The following is a 22,818-nucleotide window of genomic DNA, read 5'->3' as shown; positions in this document are numbered from 1 at the left end:
GTAAGTTATCTAATGAACCACGTATTGCTGCCGCTCAACCAAGTGTTGATGGTTTTGTAAATTTTCAATATCGATTTCTCTGACATCTGCATTATCGACACTATCAGAAGGCGTGACTTGATCCAATACATAGCGATAACACGCCGACATCGCAATACTTACCCAGTCACCAATAAAATCTCGCGGGACTTTTTGTCCTGATAGCATACTCAATAACGCTTTCACACCACCGCAATGCGCATGACCTAAGATAACAATATGTTCAACACCTAAATCACGAACAGCATATTCAATCGCAGAGCGTGCGCCATCTAGTTTATTGTCTAAATGATAAGGTGGCACTAGATTAGCCACATTGCGTAACACAAATAAATCACCGGGCCGCGCGTCCATTAACAACGCTGGGTCAACGCGCGAATCGCTACATGCGATTAATAACACGTTAGGATGCTGACCTTGCTCAACCAGATTTCGCATTAATTCTGGGTTATGCGCGTAACATCGCTGTTGAAAATTTTTTAATTCCGTGGAATAAATGGCTTAAAGTCGGATGAATAAACGCTTGCATAAGAAGTGAGGAAAAATGAACACGTGGCTGAATAATAACTATTCTCAGCCAAAAGGCAATAAACATTGATAAACTAATAAGGCGTGTTATTGAATAGGCTTGCCTAGGGTATGATTAAAAATACAGGGAACCACTACAAAAGCGCTGCTATCAAACGGTTCTGAAGTGCAAAGCATGTTTTGGACTCTAGCCATAACAACTCCTTGTGGAAGTGCCCGAACAAAAGCATTCATATACGACTTTTTACCCCATTAACCACCCAACAGAAATTATCATGACGCAACCTAATACCAATCCATCTCAACCACCATCGAACCGCCCAACCGTTCATTTACCTTATTTTGACTATTTGCTCGATGTACTAAAAGAAGGCAATGAAGATGTTGCCAAAAGTTTTGGCCGTCATGTACATTGGGGCTATTGGGAGCAACCGGCTGATGCCACACTAGACAGTGATGATTTTGAGCTTGCAGCAGAAAACTTGACCGCACAGGTTTGCCAAGCGGGCGCGGTTAGCCATGAATTATCGGTGTTAGATGTAGGCTGTGGCTTTGGTGGCACCGTTGCACATATGAATGAACGCTATGCGCAGATGAATTTAACCGGATTAAACTTAGATGAGCGCCAGTTAGAACGGGCCAGAGCAACGGTATTGCCAATAGGCGACAATCAAATTGACTTTAAACAAGGCAATGCATGCGCATTACCGTTCCCCGATCAAAGCTTTGATGTCGTATTAGCGGTGGAATGTATTTTCCATTTTCCTGACCGCAAACAGTTTTTTAAAGAAGCTTATCGTGTGCTAAAACCGGGTGGCTATTTAGCGTTATCAGACTTTATTGCTACAAAGCCCTTATTGCCTGTTACCCGGATAAAACTGCCCGCTTTTGGTTTTTATGGCAAATGTAATTTGCAATTTAGCGCAGAACATTACCAGCAACTCGCCGAGTCATTGTCTTTTACCGTAACCACCGAAGCTAATATCACCAAAAATACGTTGCCAACCTATTCCTATTTAAGACGTTTTAGCTAAAAAGCAGCGCTTAAGTAATCTCAGTGCGGTACTCGAAACTTTAGCCGTAGAAGTGCTAAGTCGTTTAGATTTATTACATTATTATGTTTACGGCTTTAAAAAAAGCGTATGATTACAGTCTACGGAGTAATAACAGCCTTACGTTATTTACAACTCTTTACTTATATCGGCTGAAACCAATCCCGTGAGCTGATATAGAATGTTTAAACCCGTATGTTAGTAACAAACAAGCGAGGATAATATGAACATTAACACAAGCAACAGCTTAGCATCCTCTGCATTGTACAATGCGTACAGTAAACCTAACGCTAGTCAATTAGCGGAAACCGCTTTTAACAAGTTAGATAGCAAAGGACAAGGATTCATTGAAAAATCTGATTTGCAAGCTGCTTACGACAAACTTTCAAACAATAACGGTTCGCAACAAACCAATGTTGACGATGTTTTTAACACCTTAGACAGTGATAGCAATGGTCAAGTTAGCAAAACTGAATTCACCGCTAGCGTAGAAAAAATTGCATCTGATTTAGACGGCCCGGCACCCAGGTTGCGTTTACAAAGCACTGACGCCACTAGCGAAACAAGCAACGGTTCACCCGCATCCGGAGGCCCTCAAGGCTTACCGCCACCACCGCCCCCCTCGACGAATGCAGATAGCAGTAACAGCAGCCAATCTTTTGATCCGGCTGATACGAATCAAGATGGCGTGGTGACACAAGCCGAAACATCAGCTTACCAACAGACTCAGCAAAACAATGCATCATCACAAGACGAGCAAGTGAAAAAACAAATCTTTCAATTAGCTCAAGCTTATGGTGAATCAGGCCGCGACTCATCTTTCCAAGGCCTGTCAGTCTCAGCGTAACATCGCTGCAGCGAGCTACTTGATTAGCGATTGATTAGAACCTTATCCCCAGCTTAATCAATCGCTTTTTTCAAAAATTGAACGTCAAAGCGTTAAGAGGTCGAGCGCTAATAATGCTCTGTCTTATCGTTAAAAATATAACTATTATAAACAACGAATGTTCCGACTCAGCCACTATATGCGCGAACTCATCGCGCCTACCCCGTTAACACCGGCGCGTAAACCAAGCGCCCCTGTTGTGATTTGGAATCTAATCAGGCGTTGCAATCTTACCTGTAAACATTGTTACACAACATCAGCCGATATTGATTTCCCAGGCGAACTCAGCACAACTGAAATCTATACGGTCATGGATGATTTAAAAGCCTTTAAAGTGCCGGTGCTCATCTTGTCAGGCGGCGAACCCCTATTGCATCCGGATATTTTTGCCATATCCAAACGCGCTAAACAACTAGGCTTTTATGTGGCATTATCCAGCAATGGCACACGTATCACGGAAAATAATATCGCAGAGATTTCTGACATTGGCTACCAATACATAGGTGTGAGCCTCGATGGCATTAAGCAAACCCATGATGAATTTAGACGTGTTAAAGGCTCTTTTGACGAAGCCATGCACGGCATTAAGCTATGCTTAGAGCGTGGCATAAAAGTGGGTTTACGTTTCACGCTAACCCAGGACAACTACCAAGACTTCCCCGCGCTATTAGCGTTAATGGATGATTTAAACATCGATAAATTCTACTTATCGCATTTAAACTATGGTGGGCGTGGTAATAAAAATCGCCGCGATGATGCGCATTTTGAGCGCACGCGCCAAGCAATGGAGCTGATGTTTGACCAATGCTACGACTGGCTAAAAGCAGGCAAAGAGCGCGAATTTGTCACAGGCAATAACGACGCCGACGCGGTTTATTTCTTGCATTGGGTACGTCGCCATTTCCCTGAGCAAGCCCCACATATACAAGCTAAACTCGAACAATGGGGCGGTAACGCGTCTGGCGTCAATGTTGCCAATATCGATAACTTAGGCAATGTACACCCAGATACGTTTTGGTGGCATTATCATTTAGGTAATGTTAAACAAAGACCTTTCTCAGACATTTGGAACGATATTTCTGACCCTGTTATGGCAGGATTAAAGCAATCGCCAAGACCGTTGCAAGGTCGTTGCGGTGACTGCCATTATCAACGCATTTGTAATGGTAATACCCGTGTTAGAGCGATGCAAATCTCAGGTAACGTTTGGGCAGAAGACCCAGGTTGTTATTTGACTGAACAAGAAATCGGCGTGCAATAAAACATAAAAATTACTAGCCGCGCACAGTTTAAATTTAACTTTTACCCAATTAGCCGCTAACGTATTAATAGCTAATTCTTAACTACCGGAGACCGCCATGTTAGATTCCGTCTCATCCATCGCAGCATTTGCCACGCAAAATGTCGCAACAAAAAACCGCTAATGAAATTAGTTTTGCGGTCATGGAAAAAGCCCAAAACATCGAAAAACAACAAGGCCAAGCCGCGTTAGCGCTGATTAATTCAGCCGTCGTCTCGGCCAATAAAGTTGATGTTTATGTATAACCCAGAGTTAAAGCCAAGCACGGTTTATCGCTTGTTGTGGAAATTTAGCTAACAGCTCAGCTAATACCACCTCATGCAAATCCGCTAAAGTGACTTTAGCTACCATTTCATTAGCAAACGCAAACGTCAGCATATTACGCGCGGCGCTTTCATCAATGCCGCGCGACTTAAGATAAAACACCGACTGCTCGTCTAATTGTCCCACCGTCACGCCGTGACTGCATTTCACATCATCGGCATAAATTTCTAGTTGGGGTTTAGTATCTGCCTCAGCCGCATCAGACAACAATAAATTACGGTTACTCATAGCAGAATCCGTTTTCTGCGCATTTTCAGCAACAACCACGCGCCCTTGAAACACACCGCGTGCACGCTCATCGAGTACACCTTTATAGACCTCTCGGCTAGTCGCATAAGGCTTGGCATGGTTGATACGCGTATAATTATCAATATGCTGGCGTTTAGCGCCTAAATACAAACCATTCAATTCACAATCTGCGGCTTGCTCTAAGGCACAAGCAATATCCGTGCGCGCCAACAACGCGCCAAAAGCAAAATTATGATGCGCAAAACGTGAATAAGCAGCCTGCTGCACATAAATGCCACCGTAATGATAAGCCTGCTCTGACTCAGACTGCTGTTTATACAGGGTTAACCCGGCATTCTCGCCCACAAACACTTCGGTTAACGCTGATGTCAAGTAACTCGCTTCACTGCCAGCAAATGTCTCAACAAACTGCGCTTGTGCAAACGCTTCGATGATAATAATCGTGCGAGTTAACACAAACTGATTAGCTTGGCTTGACCAATGCAAACATTGTATAGGCTTATCTAAAACTTGTTTTGCAGGCACTCTCAGCACTATGCCATCGCTAAATCCTGCATTATTAAGCGCGATAAAACCATGCTCACTGCCTTGAAGTGCCGTACCTAAATACGCTTTAACACTATCAGGATTCATGCGCAACACGTCGCTAAGACTGTTAAGCTCAACGCCTTGCGGTAAACTCTCTAAGCAAGACAACTCGGCGCAAAAATGCCCATCGACAAGCACGACAACCCAAGCATCAGCCAATCTATAACGGGCTATAGCACTTGAAATAGTTGCCGTATCAGACTCTGCCAGTGCTAAGCTAAAATTTTTTTTTCGTTAATGCGGATAGATTGCTATAACGCCAATCTTCATCTCTCGTGCTAGGCAAGCCTTGCGTGACCAGTGCGGTGAATCCTGTGGTGCGTAGCGTTTGTAACCACGGCAAACTAGCACCCGGCAATTGCTCAGCAACGCCTTGTAACGCCTGAGTATAAGAACTTGCTGCTGTCATCACGCCGCCACCTTATCGCTGTCTAACCAACCATAGCCTTTTTCTTCAAGCTCTAAGGCCAGCTCAGGTCCACCTGATTTAACAATACGGCCATGCGCTAAGACATGCACAACATCGGGTTTAATATAATCGAGCAAGCGTTGGTAATGCGTCACCAAAATAAACGCACGCTCTGCTGAACGTAACGAATTGACGCCATCGGCAACGATTTTTAACGCATCGATATCCAAGCCAGAATCGGTTTCATCCAAAATACATAGATTAGGCTCTAACACCGCCATTTGTAAGATTTCATTACGTTTTTTTTCTCGCCACCAGAAAACCCTTCATTGACCGCGCGATACAAAAATTTCTCATCCATTTCCAACGCTTTGATTTTATTTTTAATCAACAGCAAAAATCCATCGCATCGACTTCGTCTAAGCCTTTATGCTTACGCACAGCATTGAGTGCCGCTTTCAATAAATACACATTGCTGACGCCGGGAATTTCAACGGGGTATTGAAACGCTAAAAATACACCTTCACGCGCACGAATTTCCGGGGACATATCTAGTAAGTTTTTACCCTGATACAGCACCGAACCGCCTGTAACCTCATAACCGGCTTTACCCGATAACACATGCGATAACGTCGATTTGCCCGAACCATTCGGCCCCATAATCGCATGGACTTCGCCGAGTTTTATTTCAAGGTTAATGCCTTTTAAGATGGATTTATCGTTAACACTCACGGTTAAGTCTTTAATGCTTAGCATAATGATTTTTTATAGGTAAAAGAAAGAATAAACAGTTTATATATTGATTTTCTTAGGAAAATCAGGAAATTTTTCGGAATGCAATAATTCCATGTTCGGGGCAAAAAAACGCATCCCACCTTGCTGGTCACATAACCAAAACTCCTCAGCGTGTTGCGCAAAATAAAGCTGCATTTTTTCTAGCATTTCTTTTTCAGTATTACTGTCAGACATGACTTCTATACAAATTTCCGGCGCAATTGAGCACTCCGTTTCATATTTAATAATCTGCAAACGCTGCTCAGACACCCATACCACATCGGCGACTTTGGTACCTTTAGGGGTGAAAATAGCGCATTCGGGGAACGCTTCGCCACCTTTTGTGAAGTGCAACAGAAGTTTTTCAATTTTGCCTTGCAACAACGAGTGCAACACTTTCATCGGACTCATCACGATATGCCCATATTCGTTTAACTCGATTTTAAAAGGTAGGTTTTTTAAATGCGGGTTGGAGCAGACTTCTTGCCAGTTCATTGTTAGACCTCGTTACGGTTAAATGTTGGGCTTTCTTCTACTGCCGTGGATTCCTTAGCCCATTAACATACTGTTCAACATCCGTCATATCTTCTCGATACTGCCAAAAACTAAATCCGGACGTATCTTCAAATTTAGCTTTTTTGCTTGAAGATATTTTCGATTGGACGTTAATTTTTGCCATCATCTCGCCGAACACCAATACCTGGTTCTGTAAGTTGTATTTAATAAAGTCTGAATCGCTGATGTTGATATTCAGGGTTTTCACGTTACGCTCTTATTGTTGAATTTTGTAGGATAAAGCAGATTTGCACTTCTGTTATAAGTGCTAGGCAAAAATGAATTGCCTACCCTATATAATTGTCAGGATATATGATCCTCTATACCTTTCGTTAACATAGAATTTTTTTCAACTATCATATTAATTTCATTATCAATTTCATGAATCCTTTTTATTACAGGGTAATATTCTTCAGTCCTACTCTCTTCAACACCCACATCAAAAAAATCAGGTGGTTTTACTCTATTTTCAACAAAGGATTTAAATTTTGCAGGCAGTCGATCCCACAATGTAACTCTCTCGGCATTCAATAAAGAAATTCTGGCCAAGTTTGAATCTAACAGCGCAGTCAAAGCCGCTAATTTAATTTGATCTTTTTGTGCTTTTGTTGAAATTTCCAGCAATTCCCTTGTTGCTTTCAATTCCTTTTTTTGTAGTTCATACGTTCTGGCAATCAAATAAAACGCAAATGCTGCAATAACCGGATTGAGAATACCACCAACATAATCACCAAATGTTCCCCATGCGCTATTATCGGACGACAGGCTACCGTGGAAATTACTAAAATAGAATCCAAGAATAGTTAAAGCAATCGAACAAAGCGTAATAACAAGCCACTTCGTTTTTAGGCCATTTGATTCATCGTTATTTTTCCCATCAGAACCATTCATAAAACTTAGCAGCTCTTTTGTTTAAACACATGCAATTCAGCCAATAATTTGGCACATCTGTTTTAATGATGCTCCATAAAATATCGTCGTCTATACCTAAATAACCGTGAATCAACCTATTACGGGTGGCTATCAGTTGTCGCCACGAAATTTGCGGGTTGGCTAGGCGTATATCTTCTGGAATATGCGTGGTGGCCTCGCCGATGAGTTCCAGATTCCGCAAGGTGGCATCGTAGTTTAAGCCACTGTTGGTAAAAGCAGTTTGGTTAAAGCCGTCGGTATAAGTAATGACTTTTTCAGCAAAGCTAATCATATCATCCAGATAAAAATACCACTCCCTTACACTCTTAGACATCTATCGCTTCCTGCTCGATAAATGGGCGCAAATGCGGGCGCAAGGCTTTGTCGGTGACTAAATCGACAGTACAACCTAAATAGTCTTCCAGAAAAAATAATACGCCAAAATAACGCTCGGAAGTTGCTATACCATCAAAGGCGACCAGTATATCCACATCACTCTGCTCGCTGGCTTCGTCACGAGCAGTGGAACCAAATAAAGCCAAACGTACGATGCCAAATTGCTGCATCAACTTTGGTTTCGCTTTAATTAATATAGCCAAAACAGCATCTTTTCGCATAAAACGATTTATTTTCTAGCTTGTTATCGACTGACATTGTTTCATCAACCACGCCGCCAACTCTTCCCGAGATAATTGCCCCGTAGCTATTTGGATAACCCAATCATATAGCTCAGTATTACTCATTAGTGGTTGCTTTTGATTAGCCAATAAAAATACCAACATACAAGCAGCGGCAACACGCTTGTTACCGTCCACAAATGGATGGTTACGCGCTAGTGAATAACAATACTGTGCCGCAACCTGATAAATATCTTGCGTGTAATACCAAGTTTGTTGCGCTGCACCTAAAGCCAACTCTAACAACGCCTCATCTCTTAGTAAACAGGAACCACCAAAACGCTCAATTTGTTGCTGATGAATGGTTAATGCCAAGCTTTTAGATATAAAAAACACAGCTCGTTTATTGTGCTAGCTTGGTAAAAGTATCGGCATATTGTTCCATCAACTTGGCATGAATTGCTAAAGCCTCTTCATCTGTAATATTTACCGCATGTTGTTTTTGTTTCAAATTTAAAATGTATCGCAAGACTTCCGCTTGTAAATTTTCCGGCAATTGCTCGACATGCTGTTGTATTTCACGAACTATTTGCATAATCTTAAGACTCCATTTACGTGGTATTTTAACCGAGTTACCCCACCGCCCCCTCCAAACTCAACCCCAACAACGCCTGGGCTTCCACAGCAAACTCCATAGGCAGCTCTTTAAACACTTCCTTGCAAAAGCCGTTTACAATCATAGACACGGCATCTTCAGCCGAAAGACCGCGTTGTTGGCAGAAGAATAATTGGTCGTCACTAATTTTCGAGGTCGTCGCTTCATGCTCCACTTGTGCGGAGGGTTGTTTGACTTCGACATACGGAAACGTATGCGCACCACAGCGGTCACCCACTAATAACGAATCGCATTGCGTGTAATTACGGGCACCTTCGGCGGATTTTAAGACCTTGACCAAGCCGCGATACGTGTTTTGCGCCTTACCTGCCGAAATGCCTTTAGAAACAATCGTGCTACGCGTATTCTTGCCGATATGAATCATTTTCGTGCCGGTATCGGCTTGTTGAAAATTATTGGTCACCGCAACGGAATAAAACTCACCTATCGCATTATCGCCGGTTAACACACAGCTAGGATATTTCCAAGTAATCGCCGAGCCAGTTTCGACTTGCGTCCACGATACTTTAGAGTTTACACCTCGGCAATCGGCACGTTTAGTGACGAAATTATAAATGCCGCCTTTGCCCTCTTTATCGCCAGGATACCAATTTTGCACCGTGGAATATTTAATCTGCGCATTATCGAGTGCAATTAATTCAACCACAGCGGCATGGAGTTGATTTTCATCGCGCATAGGTGCAGTACAGCCTTCTAAATACGATACATGGCTGCCTTCATCGGCAATGATTAACGTGCGTTCAAACTGCCCGGTATTAGCGGCATTAATTCTAAAATACGTCGATAACTCCATAGGGCAACGCACGCCTTTAGGGATATAAACAAACGAACCATCGGTAAACACAGCCGCATTAAGTGCAGCGAAAAAGTTATCGGTATGTGGAACAACCGAACCTAAATACTGTTGCACTAACTCAGGATAATCGCGTAACGCTTCGGAAATCGGGCAAAAAATGACGCCCGCTTCTTTTAGTTTACCTTTAAACGTCGTTGCCACCGACACGCTATCAAACACGGCATCCACTGCGACACCGGCTAAACGTTCTTGTTCATCTAAGGGTATGCCTAGCTTTTTATAGGCTGCTAAGACTTCTGGATTGATTTCGTCTAGGCTTTTAGGCTTGTCTTCATTGCGTTTAGGCGCGGAATAATAGCTAATCGCTTGATAATCTATCGGTTCAATTTTGACTTGCGCCCATTCTGGCGCAGTCATAGTCTGCCAATGCCTAAACGCTTTAAGCCGATACTCCAGCATAAACTCAGGCTCATTTTTAATCTTAGACAATTGATGAATTACATCTTCGGTCAAGCCGGGCGGAAACGTATCGGTTTCAACCTCAGTCACAAAACCCGGTTTATAGTCTTGATGGATTAAATTAGTAATTTCTTGCGCAGTGGCTGACATAAAAAACTCGTTGAACGTATTGAATTAAAAAAGAATTATTTAGTTGGCTAGCGCGTTAAACTGCTAACAGGGATTAAAATTTCTTCTGGCAAGGCTAAGTCGGCTAACGATACCGATTCCAAAGCGTGATGTATGGTTTGATTAATCTTGTGCCAATTCGCTCGAATACCGCAACCAGAAGCTTGTTCACAAGAATGCTTAGACAAGCTGCATTCGGTTAACGCAATAGGCCCTTCTAATGCGCTGATAATGGCGGCAATGGAAATCTGTTCAGGCGCTCTTGCCAAAAGATACCCACCTTTTGCGCCTCGTATTGACATCACCACTTGCGCCTGCGTCAATAGTTTCAAAATCTTACTAACCGTTGGTAAAGCAATATGGGTTGCCTCAGCAATTTCGATAGCCGTTCTCAACCGTGATGGCTGTTTAGCCATGAGACTTAAAATCACCGTCGCATAATCGGTAAATTTGCTAAGCTTTAACATGGTGAGCGCATAAAATGAGTCATGAATAAATTGAGGACTATTTTAGTACTATTTAATTCCTGAGTAAAGCACTAGGTTATAATGACTAACCTAATGCTCTTACCGCTTCTTCAGTACGGAAATACACTTTACCTGGTTTCAACTGCTCGACAAAATCGGTTTTACTGAGTTTATCGAGTACCGGCCCTTTTGCTTCAGCTATATTCAATGTTCTACCCGTTAAGCGTAACGTGTCATTAAACATTTCTAATGCTTCTAATGCTGTCGTGTCAATATCGCTGACTGAAGTAAAAATCAGAATAACATGCTTAGTATTAGGCTGCCGTCTTAATTCTGCTTCTAAAAATTCTTCAATATAGCTGATATTAGCAAACGTAATGCTCTCATCGATACGCACGAGCAGCAAATGATGCCAAGTCTCCACACTATGGCGTTTTGATATTACGGTAATGCTCGGTATCAGGTACACGGCCTACTATCGCGATATGAGGATGACTGGCTTTGCGCAATTGACTAGCGATGGTTAACACAATACCAAACCCAATACCCTCTTCTATTCCTAAAATTAACACACCCAACAGCGTCGCGGCTTCTGCCAAACCATCGGCTTTATCATAATTCCAGGTATGCAAAATATGCCGGATACGCACTAAGCGATACACCGCTATTAAGATAATCGCCGCCAACGCCGCTTTTGGAATAGCTTGAAACCAAGTGCTAAAGAAAATCACTGATAAGGCTAAACAACCTGCGGCAATCAACATCGCCATTTGCGTTTTAGCACCCGCCGAATAATTCACCATTGTACGACTAAAACCACCGGCAACCGGCATTCCACCTGTTGTGGCCGCCGCAAGATTAGCCAAACCTAGCGCAATGAGCTCTTGATTCGGTACGATTTTTTGCCCACGTAAATTCGCCGTCACTTTTGCAATAGCCACGCTTTCGATATAAGCAATCAATGCGATAAACGTTGCATAAGGCAAAAGCAAATGCGCTAACGGCCAATTTAGAAAGTTAAACTGAAATTCCGGTAAACCTGCCGGTATTTTACCCACGACAGCCACCGTATGCTGCGCTTGGCTAAATTGCTGCGCTAACACGGCGGAAATCACTACGGTTAATAAAGGACCGCCCTTGCTAATCGCTGTCACCCATGCCGTTTTAACCTGTAGTTTTTTTAATAGCCACGGTAGCGGCTTGGTAAAAATAACTAGCACGGCTAATGCCATAGCAGCAATAAACAGACTATAAGGATTGGCTGTACTCGCATAATCAGCGTAACAAGCAACATTAAAACCACACTGAGGCGCTGGCAAACCCGCCATTGCCGGTAGCTGGCTTAAAATAATTAAAATCGCCGCACCGCTAGTAAAACCTGCCAGCACCGGATGACTAATAAAATTAACTAAACCACCGAGTTTTAACATCGCCATAAATAACATAATGACGCCGCTAAGTGCTGACAGCACTAACGCGCTCACAACAGGTTGATTAAGTGCTTGAATTTCAGGCTCGGCTAATACACCGGCAATCATAATCGCCGCAATCGAGACCGGCCCTACCGATAATGCTCGGCTCGTGCCTAATAACGCATACACTACCGGCGGCAGAATACTGGCATATAAACCTAACTGCGGCGGCAATCCCGCCAATACCGCATAAGCAATACCTTGCGGCACTAATAGAATCGCGGTAATCACCCCGGCAAACACATCATCAGTCGCGTCTTGTCGGGTATAGGTTTTAAGCCAAGTAAAAATAGGAAAATGCTCCAACAAAAATGTTGAGCGGTTAAATGAATTTAGCATGAGACACTCGCCCTTGAGTTAGCATAACCCCTAGCGAGTAGCGGGTAGGAGCCCTACCCGCCGTTACCGCTAGTCAGTTTATTCAGATAAAAATTTCTTTGCGTAAGCTTCGCGGTGTGGAATATCAATGCGATAACCTTTTAACATGATATGCCAGTACAACCACGGAAAACCGGTGGTTTTGCCCCACCACCAAATACCACGATTGCTCCTTGGGTCTAATAGAGGAAATGACGGCGTGACTTTGCCACCATAGGAAAACTCGGCCAGCATAACGGTATTAAGAGACGTGGTTAACGGACAAGAGCCATAACCATCATAACCCTCTTGCACCGCCGCGCTTTTCATCAGTGCCAGAATATTATCAACCACCACAGGGACTTGTTTACGCACAGCCGCAGCCGTTTTCGCGTTACTGGTTGCCGCAGCATCGCCTAAACCAAAAATATTCGGGTAGCGATTGTGTTGCAAGGTTTTCTCATTCACATCAATCCAACCACCCGCGTTAGCCAACGGACTTTGTTTAATAAAGTCAGGCGCGCTTTGCGGTGGTGTCACATGCAACATGGCAAACTCTTTAGTAATTTGTTGTTTAGCACCCGCCGCATCAGTGACTTCAAAGGTAGCGGTTTTGGCCGGCCCATCCACAGCGACTAAATTACAATTAAAGTTAGTTTTAATGCCGTAATCGGCGACAACTTTAGCCAAGGCTTGCGCAAAAAAAAGGCACGCCGAATAACACGCCACCGGCATTACAAAACTCTAAATTGAGCTTATCTAAGATGCCTTTTTTACGCAAACGGTCAGCGGTTAAATAAACGATTTTTTGCGGCGCACCGGCGCATTTAATCGGCATAGGCGGTTGAGTAAATAGCGCAGTACCCGATTCTAAGTTTTTAACACATTCCCAGGTATATTCCACCGTATCAGGCGAGTAATTACTACATACGCCATTTTTGCCTAATGTTTCAGCAAGACCTTGAATTTTATGCCAATCTAACTGGATGCCAGGACACACCACCAAATACTCATAGGTCAATTTATCCCCAGAGCGCAATACCACCGCATTTTCTTCTGGTAAAAAGCTATCGGCATACTCTTTATGCCATTTTACCGATGCGGGTATTAAATCCGCTTCATTGCGCAAAGTTTGTTTTAACGTATAAGCACCACCACCGACAATGGTAAAGCCCGGTTGATAATAATGTTTCTCTGATGGCTCGACGATAGCAATGTCAATGGTTGCATCTTGTCTGCGCATGTTATTAGCGATAGATACGCCAGCCGCACCGCCGCCTATAATTAAAACCGTATGGTGTTGTGTCATAAAATCCTCCGATTAGTTTTTTTGAAATGCTGCCCAAACACTTACAGCAATATTAAATTTAAGTATCAGGAAAAAACCTACTATTTTCCTGGTTTACTTTTCGCCTAAAAACTAATCCAAGTCAACCTAAATCCTCAAGATTTTTGCCAAGCTTCGAAGCCACCGGCCATAGACAACACATTTTTAAAGCCCAATAACTCCATTGCTTGCGTAGCAAACGCGGAACGACCACCGGTTTTACAATACACCAACACCGTTTTGGCCTTGTCTTGCAATTCCGGCACACCACCATACCTAAATTCAAGCACTCCTCTAGGTAATAAAACCGCGCCCTCAATATGGCCTGCGCTATATTCATCCGGTTCGCGCACATCTAATACCACAATATTACCTGCCGCGATGAGTGCTTTAGCCGTTGGCACATCCACCTCTTTTACTTTCTGCTTAGCCTCAGCTACTAACTCCTGAGCCGTGTATTCGGTGCGTACAGGCTTGCCTGCCTCATCGCGTCTAGCAATAGCATCTTGCCGCTCATTCTCGTCTAAGCCGCAATAACGGTTGGCGGGCACGGCTTCATCGATTAAACGCGGTCTAGGCAAATTTAAATTCGCCATGATTTGGATAAACTCCTCGCGAGTCTTACCGGCTAAGCGTGGATTAGTGGTACGCTCTTGCATAATGCTACTTACCCAACGCTGTTGATAATCATGACCGGGATACACCAAGGTTTCATCGGGCAAGGTAAATAAACGTTGAGTAATACAGTCATACAGCGCGCCAGCATCACCACCTTGAAAATCGGTGCGGCCACAGCCTCCGATAAACAGCGAATCACCGGTAAACAACTTATCGCGCCACAAAAACGACACACTACCCGGCGTATGTCCTGGCGTCGCAATGGTTTTGATTTGTTCGCCGTCACCAAACTCAAATACATCACCATCGTGCATTTGTATATCAGCATTTTGTGCGCCACATAAACTGCTAACGGCGGTTTGCGAACCTAAACGCTGGCGTAATAAGCCACCAGCCGTAATATGATCCGCATGAACATGTGTTTCTAAACTATATTTCAACGTTAAACCGTAGCTGTTTAACATACTAATGTAGTTATCGATTTCGGTATTTACCGGATCGATTAATACCGCTTCTTTCGTTTTAGGGTCAGCAATTAAATAAGTGTAAGTCCAAGTTTCTTTATCAAATAATTGTTTAAAAATCATGGTGGCTCTCCGTTGTTTTAGTATTAATGTATTTATCAAAGCAAAAGCAATACCAATCTTAGTTAATAATTTATAACCAAATACCGCTAGCACAGAATGATTTGACAAATACTGGCGTAAAGCCTTTTTTGGGCTATGCTCTTTAGACGAGACAATGCTAAGTAGGAACAGGACATTCAGAGCGCAGGACGCCGTAAATACATCCCTGTAGGCTTGGCGGCAGCATCCCTGCTGCCGACACCTGCGCTCTAAACGCCCTGTCCCTACTTAAGTTGGTAGCCCTTTTTTTGTTGCCCTACAAAACATACTGACGACACAAGTAAAGCAAAGCAACTATCAGCAAAACGTTTCATGATGTTTCAAAAATACGTCTCAATGAATCACAATAATGTTTCAATGCAACATTTTAATCGCTACACTAAAATCTCAATACCAACCCAAACCTAAGTTGTTCTAGCAACTTAGCATTGCATTTTTATACCAAGTTATCCGATTTTTTGCCCTAAAATGGTCTAGTCATTCCGTTTTGAGCAAAATCCATAGCAGTGAAAGCAAAATTAGAAAACGTCGTAAAAACTCCGCTGCCAACTAAGCATGGCGAATTTATTCTGCATTACTATAGCAACACGCTAGATCATAAAGAGCATATCGCCTTGGTAAAAGGCGATGTCAGAGACCAAGAAAAAGTACCTGTACGCATTCACTCAGAATGTTTCACCGGTGATGTGTTAGGCTCACTGCGTTGCGATTGTGGCGAACAACTTGATATGGCGTTAAATTTAATTAACCAAAAAGGCTTAGGCGTTTTGATTTATTTACGCCAAGAAGGTCGAGGCATAGGCTTATTAAAAAAATTACAAGCCTATAACCTGCAAGATCAAGGCATGGATACCGTGGATGCGAATTTGCATTTAGGTTACCAAGCTGATGAGCGTGAATACACGATTGCCGCGTTAATGCTAAAAGACTTAAATGTTAAATCGATTAGCTTAATCACGAATAATCCAGAAAAAATCGACGGCCTCACCGAGTTAGGCATTAACGTCGTCGAGCGTATTCCGATTGAAGTCAAAGCCAATCCGGTTAATCTTGGCTATTTAAAAACCAAAGCCAACAAAATGGCGCATTGGCTGTTTCAAAATCCAACTAAAACCGATTAAGCCGTTAAGGCTTCTCGCACCAACTGCACCCAATAAGCCGCGCCAACAACTAAAATATCATCATTAAAATCATAAGTCGGGTTATGTAAACAACTGCTATGGCCCGGCTGGTCATTACCCAACCAAAGATAGCAACCTGGCTTTTCTTGTAGCATAAAGGCAAAGTCCTCGGAACCCATGCTAGGTTGAATATCTTGATGAATGCTAGCGCTACCCACCACAGCCGTTGCGGCCTTGATTGCCAACGCCGTGGCAGCTTCATCATTAACCGTGACTGGATAACCTGGATTTTCAGGGTTAATACGCACCGTTGCGCTTAATTCAAACATCGACGCAACCGCAGCAACAAGCTCTTGCAAGCGCTTAATCAGCTCGATTTGTATCGTTTGGTCAAAACAGCGTAACGTCCCTCTTAACACGGCTTTATCGGGCAACGCATTCCAAGTATGACCCGCATGAATTTGCGTAATACTGAGTACCGCAGGCGCAATAGGATTTAGATAGCGGCTAACGACGGTTTGTAAGCTCGTGATTAACTGTGCACTAGCCACAATCACATCATGGCCTAAATGCGGCATAGCCGCATGAGTTGCATTACCTGATAGCTCAATCTCAAAGCAATCAAAAGCCGCCATCATCGCACCGGTTTTAACCGCAAAATGTCCGGCAGAAAAGCCAGGAAAATTATGCAGTCCAAATACCTTATCAGCCGGAAATTTGTTAAATAAGCCCTCCGCTATCATTTGCTGCGCACCGGCCCGACCTTCTTCGGCGGGTTGAAAAATAAAATACACCGTACCATTAAAGTCCTTATGCTCAGCCAAATAACAGGCCGCACCCAATAACATCGCGCTATGTCCATCATGACCGCAGGCATGCATAACACCGCCATGTTTAGAAGCATGAGCAAAGGTATTCTGCTCGGTAATCGCTAGCGCATCCATATCGGCGCGTAATGCAATGCTATTCGCGCTATTACCCGCTGTTAGTGTGCCAACAACGCCCGTCGTTGCTAGTCCTCTATCAACCGTCAAGCCAAAACTGTGTAACTGCTCGGCAATAAAATCTGCCGTATGTTGCTCTTGATAAGCCAACTCAGGAAATTGATGTAAATGTCTACGCCAGGCTTGCATAGCCGGTTGTAGGGTTGTTAACTCGGTTAGTAAATTCATAGCACTCCTCTATCCATTCAGGTCTTGACTCAGGCTTACTCATTTTGGCAAGCCAATGTATCACGACTTACACTTTTCAAGTATTTCCAAAAATCTGCACGGATGTGATTGGCACATTCGTCAGGTGTTGGTCATATACTTTAAACGGTTAAGTTTTCGGTTTTTGCAGCTCGCTGTAGGGTACGCTACGCGTACCTTTTTATTGATTTTATTACGATTTTTTAATGGTACGCACAGCGTACCCTACTTAAAAAAACCGAAAACTTAACCGTTCAGAGTATATTTTGTTTATTACTACATTGCCCATGCTACTCAGCACAAAATAATCTTATCAAACTTATATCAAGCATAACAAACTTGACCAAATTTAAAAGTCGGCTTAAACTCAGCATCACTGATTATGACTGGAGGCCGCTATGCCCGCGCTTGACCGTTATTTCGCCAAAACTGCTTTTGAACGCCTAAGCACGCACCTGACTGAAACCGTACGCAAAAACGCTTTCCCATTGCTTGACTTACTTAATGAAGAAGGCAGAGCGAATGTTGCCAACATTCACAAAGCTCTATTCCCCTTGGCGAAAACCGCCAGTGCCAACGCCATGCTCAACCGCCTGATCAGCGACTTTAACGAGCAGGCCGAAGCTAAAAACAACCCGTTACGCCTGAACATCACCGCCACCAAAAATGCCGGGGCCAATAAACGTTGGGTTTGGTTTGAAGGCCCGGCAGCCGCACCCAGCCACCAACCCACTCCCGACCTGAACGCCATCCCCCAAAATCGCCTGATTGGTCAATTAGGGATGCCATACAACCCGCCTGTCATCGTGTTATTGACGTTCAACGAATATGAGCACCATGCTGTGCTTGAGGCCTTTCTGGGCAACCAAACAGCTAAAACCGAACCCCGTGAAGGCATCACCTATAACCTGCTAGGTGAACATGGCGGTATGAAAATTATTCACGCCATCAGCGAACAAGGCTCTGGTGGTGTCGGAGCCACCCAACAAAACGACCGAAAAAGCCATCCGCGCTTGGCAAGCCCGCGCTGTGATTGCGGTTGGGATTGCCTTTGGTATGAATGAGGACAAGCAAAAGATAGGTGACGTATTAGTGTCCACTCAACTGCGACAATACGAGTTAGGTCGGGTCAATGCCAACAGCAAGATAACCCCCGCGCCAGCGCACCGGATGCGTCACCTGTTTTATTGAACCGAGTCAGGGTAGTGAATACCAACCAACAACGCCAACATACGCCCTGGCCCAAGCTGGAATTTGGGCAAATCCTGACAGGCGAGAAACTGGTTGATAACGTCGATTACCGCGACAACCTGAAAGCCATTTATGCCATAGAAGCCATCGGCGGCGAAATGGAAGGCAGCGGCCTTTATACATCCGCACACGACAAAAAAAGTGGATTGGATTGTCATCAAAGCCATTTGTGACTGGGGGGATGGAAACAAAGGCAAAGACAAAGCACAGCGCCAAACCCTAGCCGCAAGAAACTCCGCACAAGTTGTCAAAGCCCTGCTTGATGAAGGCAATCTTTATCCCGTAACCCATCAAACAGAAACTGGCGGCATCCCGCAGCCAAGAAACAAAACTAAGCCCATCCCCGCCGCCCATAACATGGGTATCAAAGATGTTCACGACATTCCCGAACAGATGTTGGAAAGATGCCCTTACGGCACACCTGCCAGCCTGCAAAAAAGACCGCGACCTGCCCGCCCAACAAGACACGCCACAAAACAACGTGGATGTGCTGGAGCATTTGCTGGCCTGGGCCAATAACCCCAACGCGCCGCAATTGTTCGCGTTGCTGGGCGAATACGGCATGGGCAAAACCATCACCTGCCAGCGGCTGGCCTTGGAACTGGATCAACGCCACCAAGATAATCCTGCTTGCCCGATACCGTTGTATTTTGACTTGCGTAATGTCACCGGGCTGGACAAAGCCGTGCCCGACCAAAAAACCATCATCGAGGAATGTATACAACGCGGCTGGCACAAAGACGGTGACGGTGAAAGTTATGATTTTGCCACCATCAGCAAATTGATAGACCACGGCGCGGTGCTGATTATTGATGGTTTGGATGAAGTGCTGGTCAAACTCAATGAAGCCGACGGACAAACCTTCACCAACCAATTGCTCAAACTGCTTAGTGATGCCGAAGCCCGGCTACGCCCAAACTCCATAGCCCGCCGCCCGCGCCTGTTATTGTCGTGCCGCACCCAATATTTCCGCACCTTAAACGAACAAAAAAGCCACTTCACCGGTCAAGAGCGCGGCGAATACGGCGCAGAAAAATACCAAGCCTTGTTATTGCTGCCGTTTAACGAAGAGCAAATCCGCCGTTACCTCAGCAATGCGCTGCCCGAAACCGACCCGGAACGACTGATGGAAACCCTACGCGCTGTGCATAACTTAGAAGAACTCACCAGCCGCCCTTACACGCTTAAATTGGTCAGCGAATTCATCCCCGAGATAGAAAATGACCGCGCTGCCGGGCGCATTGTCTATGGTGTGACGCTGTACCGGAAAATGGCCAACCGCTGGCTGGAGCGAGACAAAGGCAAACACCACATCAAGCCCGAACACAAAATGCGCCTAGCCGCGCACCTCGCCGCCGAACTGTGGCGAAGCGGGCGGCGCGTGTTTGCCGTCGGCGATTTGGAAAGCTGGTTGCACGGCTGGCTAGACAGCCAACCGGATTTAAAGCCACGTTACCGCCGCTTACACCCCGACCAACTCGAAGAAGATTTGCGCACCGCGACGTTTTTAGCGCGACAAGATGCCGACCAACCTCAAGACTGCGGCTTCCGTTTTGCCCACACCTCCATGCAGGAATTTTTTCTCGCGGATTATTTGCTCAATGCCATCCGCACCAACCAAGCTAAACACTGGGCCATGCCCCGGCCTAGCCGCGAAACTTTAGATTTTCTGGGGCAAATGCTCGCCGAAGCCAACGACCCGCAGTTACTGACGACCCTGCGGAACTGGCGCAGCCCTTACCAAGCCCAAACCAGCGAACTATTACTGGATTACGCCATCACCGCCCACCAAAAAGGCTGGCCTGTGCCTAACCTGCATGGCATGGATTTACGCCACGCCGATTTACGCGCTTGGCAGATCGGCAAGCCTGCCCCAACAAGCTACGACCCGGAACTGCCCCCGCTCACCACCTCCGCGTTTGACCTCGGTCACGCCTGTTTTGCAGACGCTGATTTACGCGAATGCCAATTTCACCAAACCAACTTACAACACGCAGATTTCAGTCACGCGCAACTGGACTGGGCGGAATTTCACTGCTCGGATTTACGCCGTTCCAAGTTTAATCACAGCCAGTTAACAGCCGCAATTTTCCGCCATAGCCGATTGACTGAGGCCAGTTGGCAAGCGTCTCAGGTGTATCGGGCGCAATTTTTATGGTGTAAGGATGCGCCAGACAACTTGGCACAAGTCTTCACCGTTAGCATCACGACAAACCAGCCATTCAGCCAGGACATATTGCATCAGCAGCGTTTGGCACTACTTACCGGGCATCAAGATTGGGTTAGGGCCTGTGCCTTCGCCCCCGATGGCCGCCGCCTGCTATCGGCGGGTGACGACGGTACGCTGCGCCTCTGGGATGCGGACAGCGGCGAATGTTTGCGCGTCCTCACCAGCCATAAAGGTTGGATTTACGCCTGTGCCTTCGCCCCCGATGGCCGCCGCCTACTGTCGGGGGGTGAAGACGGTACGCTACGCCTATGGGACGCGGACAACAGCGAGTGTCTACGCGTCATCGCCGGGCATCAAGGCTCGGTTTTCGCCTGTGCCTTCGCACCCGATGGCCGCCTGCTCTCGGCGGGCGATGATGATATGCTGCGCCTCTGGGACTCGGACAGCGGCGATTGTCTGCGCGTCTTCGTAGGTCATCAAAGTTCGGTTAACGCCTGTGCCTTCGCCCCCGATGGCCACCTGCTCTCGGCGAGCGCTGACGGTACGCTACGCCTATGGGACGCAGACAGCAGCGATTGTCTGCGTGTCTTCGTAGGTCATCAAGGTTCGATTAACGCCTGTGCCTTCGCCCCCGATGGCCGCCGCCTGCTCTCGGCAGGCGATGACGGCACGCTACGCCTCTGGGACGCGAACAGCGGCGAATGTTTGCGCATCCATGCCGCCATACGATTCCGTAATGACTGCGGCCATGTCGTGTGGTCGCCGCCAGACAACAGTGTCATCGAAGCCAGCGGCAGCGCGTGGCGCTGGCTCTCGTGGCAAGACAAGCAAGGCAACCGTTTCTTCCCGCTAGAAAGCCACGGCGCCGTGCCACCCGCCCGCCATATGCAAGGCCTGTTATAGGTTTTACCGTAATGAAAAAGGTGCGCACAGCGCACCCTACCTAAATTGGGGTCAGTAAATTGGGGTCAGAGAACATGGAATGAAACGGAATACGGGATTTCTCGGCAACGATTTGCCGCATTTCTTGGCACTGTTCCGGTACGCTGTTATCGGAATGGGTAACTATGCGGTTTCTAATCCCATATTCCACTCTCGCTGTATACCGGCGACCTCGCTTTCACCACATAACCTTTTTCGAAATTTCAGTTGAGGCAAGGTCGTTAACAAATCATTCACTGCGATGGGCTTAAAGTATCCTGTGTCATCCTGCATGACACCGAGCCACTTAATGGAGAAAACATAATGAAATTGAACCACTTAATCCTAGCAATCGGTTTTTTAGCCACATTTGACTGTTATGCAGGCACTATTGATTGCCTAGACACCATCAACCATGAGTTTGAATACCATTTTTCCGCATCTGATGGCGGTGCATACTTGCCTCCTAGCGAATCGCTGGTCGTTAAAGGGGAAACCCTCATTCGTCGTAGCCCATACGACGAGCAAGAAATTATCAAGGCCAGCGTAGATTTCAGGGATGCATCGGCAAAAATCATTAAAACCGCCATTTCAGACAACAAAAAATTTCAAGACCGTCATTAAAGTTACCAAAGTGGTAGTGAAAAATCACGAGCTAGGAGTCGAATATTATGATGACCTAGTTACCTGCAAAAGCAGACAATATATTGGCATCCCGCTACCCTAAGTCATCCCCACCTTCATCACCTAATCCGGCAGTGGATATACTTCAAACGCTCAAGTTTTCGGTTTTTAGATAGGTAGGGCGCGCTGTGCGTACCTTTATATAGACCGCCCAATTTGAGAACCGTAGTTCGTCTCCGGGTCGTCATCTCGCATGGATTGCCAAGAACACAGGGGGACTTGAAGAGCGCCATCCATGGCACTGGATTCCGGCAATCCATGCCGGAATGAGGGTATGTAAAA

At 45.4% G+C, this 22,818-nt stretch carries 28 protein-coding genes and 1 pseudogene; 10 read left to right on the top strand and 19 right to left on the bottom strand.

Annotation, left to right across the window (positions count from 1 at the left end):
• Positions 1–9: 9 nt before the first annotated feature.
• The gene (locus VZ94_RS14250; RefSeq protein ID WP_052700560.1) at positions 10–477 is read right to left on the bottom strand and encodes a carbonic anhydrase; all 468 of its coding nucleotides are present in this window, start codon (positions 475–477) and stop codon (positions 10–12) included.
• A gap of 365 nt (positions 478–842) precedes the next feature.
• Between VZ94_RS14250 and VZ94_RS14245 the strand changes: the two genes are divergently transcribed.
• The 4 genes from VZ94_RS14245 (at position 843) to VZ94_RS26015 (ending at position 4,050) form a co-directional block, all read left to right on the top strand.
• Positions 843–1,601, top strand: coding sequence for a class I SAM-dependent methyltransferase (locus VZ94_RS14245; protein WP_239649957.1), 759 nt, complete (start codon positions 843–845; stop codon positions 1,599–1,601).
• A gap of 241 nt (positions 1,602–1,842) precedes the next feature.
• Positions 1,843–2,466: an EF-hand domain-containing protein gene (locus VZ94_RS14240; RefSeq protein WP_045779737.1), complete on the top strand. Its 624-nt coding sequence runs from the start codon at positions 1,843–1,845 to the stop codon at positions 2,464–2,466.
• A 157-nt stretch (positions 2,467–2,623) separates the two neighbouring features.
• Entirely contained in the window at positions 2,624–3,766 is a 1,143-nt protein-coding gene (gene nirJ / locus VZ94_RS14235) for a heme d1 biosynthesis radical SAM protein NirJ (protein WP_045779736.1), read from the top strand.
• A gap of 140 nt (positions 3,767–3,906) precedes the next feature.
• Positions 3,907–4,050: a hypothetical protein gene (locus VZ94_RS26015; RefSeq protein WP_157844939.1), complete on the top strand. Its 144-nt coding sequence runs from the start codon at positions 3,907–3,909 to the stop codon at positions 4,048–4,050.
• Positions 4,051–4,057: 7 nt separating this feature from the next.
• Here the strand turns inward: VZ94_RS26015 and sufD are convergent, their stop codons facing one another.
• From sufD to VZ94_RS14165, 17 genes and pseudogenes are all read right to left on the bottom strand, one after another.
• Positions 4,058–5,125, bottom strand: coding sequence for a Fe-S cluster assembly protein SufD (sufD, locus tag VZ94_RS14230; protein WP_338040419.1), 1,068 nt, complete (start codon positions 5,123–5,125; stop codon positions 4,058–4,060).
• Positions 5,126–5,183: 58 nt separating this feature from the next.
• A complete protein-coding gene (locus VZ94_RS32215) occupies positions 5,184–5,375 on the bottom strand; it encodes a hypothetical protein (RefSeq protein WP_338040418.1) in 192 nt (63 codons plus the stop codon).
• A pseudogene (gene sufC / locus VZ94_RS14225) lies at positions 5,375–6,131 on the bottom strand (Fe-S cluster assembly ATPase SufC). Before sufC ends, VZ94_RS32215 begins: the two are co-directional and overlap by 1 nt.
• 36 nt (positions 6,132–6,167) lie before the next feature.
• Complete coding sequence (locus VZ94_RS14220; RefSeq protein WP_045779735.1) at positions 6,168–6,644, bottom strand: Uma2 family endonuclease; 477 nt, start codon at positions 6,642–6,644, stop codon at positions 6,168–6,170.
• Between the two features lie 37 nt (positions 6,645–6,681).
• Positions 6,682–6,912, bottom strand: coding sequence for a hypothetical protein (locus VZ94_RS14215; RefSeq protein WP_045779734.1), 231 nt, complete (start codon positions 6,910–6,912; stop codon positions 6,682–6,684).
• Positions 6,913–7,007: 95 nt separating this feature from the next.
• A complete protein-coding gene (locus VZ94_RS23170) occupies positions 7,008–7,595 on the bottom strand; it encodes a hypothetical protein (RefSeq protein WP_052700559.1) in 588 nt (195 codons plus the stop codon).
• Positions 7,582–7,950 carry a HepT-like ribonuclease domain-containing protein gene (locus VZ94_RS14205; protein WP_082081690.1) on the bottom strand — a complete coding sequence of 123 codons (369 nt, stop codon included), beginning with the start codon at positions 7,948–7,950 and terminating at the stop codon, positions 7,582–7,584. Before VZ94_RS14205 ends, VZ94_RS23170 begins: the two co-directional genes overlap by 14 nt.
• A complete protein-coding gene (locus VZ94_RS14200; protein ID WP_239649956.1) occupies positions 7,943–8,215 on the bottom strand; it encodes a nucleotidyltransferase family protein in 273 nt (90 codons plus the stop codon). The genes VZ94_RS14205 and VZ94_RS14200 overlap by 8 nt, the downstream gene beginning before the upstream one ends.
• Before the next feature lie 33 nt (positions 8,216–8,248).
• Positions 8,249–8,629: a type II toxin-antitoxin system death-on-curing family toxin gene (locus tag VZ94_RS14195; RefSeq protein WP_045779732.1), complete on the bottom strand. Its 381-nt coding sequence runs from the start codon at positions 8,627–8,629 to the stop codon at positions 8,249–8,251.
• Between the two features lie 7 nt (positions 8,630–8,636).
• A complete protein-coding gene (locus tag VZ94_RS14190; protein ID WP_045779731.1) occupies positions 8,637–8,828 on the bottom strand; it encodes a DUF2281 domain-containing protein in 192 nt (63 codons plus the stop codon).
• Positions 8,829–8,865: 37 nt separating this feature from the next.
• Entirely contained in the window at positions 8,866–10,314 is a 1,449-nt protein-coding gene (gene sufB / locus VZ94_RS14185; protein WP_045779730.1) for a Fe-S cluster assembly protein SufB, read from the bottom strand.
• 47 nt (positions 10,315–10,361) lie between these two features.
• A complete protein-coding gene (locus tag VZ94_RS14180) occupies positions 10,362–10,799 on the bottom strand; it encodes an SUF system Fe-S cluster assembly regulator (RefSeq protein WP_045779729.1) in 438 nt (145 codons plus the stop codon).
• Positions 10,800–10,884: 85 nt separating this feature from the next.
• Positions 10,885–11,223, bottom strand: coding sequence for an STAS domain-containing protein (locus tag VZ94_RS29245; protein WP_239649955.1), 339 nt, complete (start codon positions 11,221–11,223; stop codon positions 10,885–10,887).
• A 1-nt stretch (position 11,224) separates the two neighbouring features.
• Entirely contained in the window at positions 11,225–12,610 is a 1,386-nt protein-coding gene (locus VZ94_RS14175; protein ID WP_239649954.1) for a SulP family inorganic anion transporter, read from the bottom strand.
• Between the two features lie 78 nt (positions 12,611–12,688).
• On the bottom strand, positions 12,689–13,318 hold the full coding sequence (locus tag VZ94_RS29240; protein ID WP_239649953.1) for an NAD(P)/FAD-dependent oxidoreductase: 630 nt from the start codon (positions 13,316–13,318) through the stop codon (positions 12,689–12,691).
• Positions 13,311–13,937 (bottom strand): NAD(P)/FAD-dependent oxidoreductase, encoded by a 627-nt coding sequence (locus VZ94_RS29235; protein ID WP_239649952.1) that lies wholly within the window; start codon positions 13,935–13,937, stop codon positions 13,311–13,313. The genes VZ94_RS29240 and VZ94_RS29235 overlap by 8 nt, the downstream gene beginning before the upstream one ends.
• 134 nt (positions 13,938–14,071) lie before the next feature.
• The gene (locus VZ94_RS14165; protein WP_045779739.1) at positions 14,072–15,160 is read right to left on the bottom strand and encodes an MBL fold metallo-hydrolase; all 1,089 of its coding nucleotides are present in this window, start codon (positions 15,158–15,160) and stop codon (positions 14,072–14,074) included.
• A 545-nt stretch (positions 15,161–15,705) separates the two neighbouring features.
• On the opposite strand from VZ94_RS14165, the gene ribA reads away from it, so the two are divergent.
• On the top strand, positions 15,706–16,320 hold the full coding sequence (gene ribA, locus VZ94_RS14160) for a GTP cyclohydrolase II (protein WP_052700558.1): 615 nt from the start codon (positions 15,706–15,708) through the stop codon (positions 16,318–16,320).
• On the opposite strand, the gene VZ94_RS14155 is transcribed toward ribA, so the two are convergent.
• Entirely contained in the window at positions 16,317–17,492 is a 1,176-nt protein-coding gene (locus VZ94_RS14155) for a M20 aminoacylase family protein (protein ID WP_045779727.1), read from the bottom strand. The two genes, ribA and VZ94_RS14155, sit on opposite strands and share 4 nt — an antisense overlap.
• Positions 17,493–17,908: 416 nt before the next feature.
• Between VZ94_RS14155 and VZ94_RS14150 the strand changes: the two genes are divergently transcribed.
• The 5 genes from VZ94_RS14150 (at position 17,909) to VZ94_RS14130 (ending at position 22,476) form a co-directional block, all read left to right on the top strand.
• The gene (locus tag VZ94_RS14150) at positions 17,909–18,574 is read left to right on the top strand and encodes a hypothetical protein (protein ID WP_045779726.1); all 666 of its coding nucleotides are present in this window, start codon (positions 17,909–17,911) and stop codon (positions 18,572–18,574) included.
• Positions 18,575–18,715: 141 nt separating this feature from the next.
• Positions 18,716–18,934 (top strand): hypothetical protein, encoded by a 219-nt coding sequence (locus VZ94_RS14145; protein WP_045779725.1) that lies wholly within the window; start codon positions 18,716–18,718, stop codon positions 18,932–18,934.
• The gene (locus VZ94_RS26475) at positions 18,903–19,280 is read left to right on the top strand and encodes a hypothetical protein (protein WP_045779724.1); all 378 of its coding nucleotides are present in this window, start codon (positions 18,903–18,905) and stop codon (positions 19,278–19,280) included. Before VZ94_RS14145 ends, VZ94_RS26475 begins: the two co-directional genes overlap by 32 nt.
• Positions 19,249–21,834 carry an NACHT and WD40 repeat domain-containing protein gene (locus VZ94_RS23165; protein WP_204369155.1) on the top strand — a complete coding sequence of 862 codons (2,586 nt, stop codon included), beginning with the start codon at positions 19,249–19,251 and terminating at the stop codon, positions 21,832–21,834. Before VZ94_RS26475 ends, VZ94_RS23165 begins: the two co-directional genes overlap by 32 nt.
• Before the next feature lie 342 nt (positions 21,835–22,176).
• The gene (locus tag VZ94_RS14130; protein ID WP_045779723.1) at positions 22,177–22,476 is read left to right on the top strand and encodes a hypothetical protein; all 300 of its coding nucleotides are present in this window, start codon (positions 22,177–22,179) and stop codon (positions 22,474–22,476) included.
• Positions 22,477–22,818 lie beyond the last annotated feature (342 nt).

The organism is Methylocucumis oryzae, assembly GCF_000963695.1.
GTDB classification, from domain to species: domain Bacteria; phylum Pseudomonadota; class Gammaproteobacteria; order Methylococcales; family Methylomonadaceae; genus Methylovulum; species Methylovulum oryzae.
This window is presented reverse-complemented; position numbering and strand designations above follow the sequence as displayed.